This window comes from Pseudomonas sp. KB_15 (assembly GCF_052114525.1).
GTDB lineage: Bacteria > Pseudomonadota > Gammaproteobacteria > Pseudomonadales > Pseudomonadaceae > Aquipseudomonas.
In genome coordinates this window covers 1-439 of record NZ_JBFREX010000227.1, presented here as the reverse complement: position 1 = coordinate 439, position 439 = coordinate 1, and the positions used below count along the sequence as shown (strand labels likewise).

General features: G+C 65.6%; 1 pseudogene. It reads right to left on the bottom strand.

The features are described 5' to 3' along the window. Nucleotides 1–439, bottom strand: a pseudogene (locus AB4Z35_RS30610) (phosphate acyltransferase PlsX); the annotation flags it as partial.

Sequence of the window (439 nt, the reverse complement as noted above, 5' to 3'; positions counted from 1 at the left end):
CCCTTGAAGATGTCGTTGCCTTCCACGTTGCCGTAGAAATTCAGCCCGGAAGCGCGCAGCAACTCGCCGGCGGCCTTGACCACCTCGTTGCCCTTGATCACTTCCTCGCCGATATTGAGCAGGCCCACCGTGGGGTGATCCTTGTGATCCACCACGGACACCATGGCCTCCGCCATGCGGGCGAACTGGAGCAGGTGCCCCGGCTCGCAGTCGGCGTTGGCGCCCAGGTCGAGCACCGTGGTGCCCCAGCCCTGCTCATTGGGAATGGTCGTAGCGATGGCTGGCCGCTCGATGCCCTCGAGCGTCTTCAGCACATAGCGCGACACGGCCATCAGCGCGCCGGTGTTGCCGGCGGAGATGAGCGCGTCGGCGCGGCCTTCCTTGACCTGCGTGGCCGCCACGCGCATCGAAGAGTCCTTCTTCTTGCGCAGCGCCACTT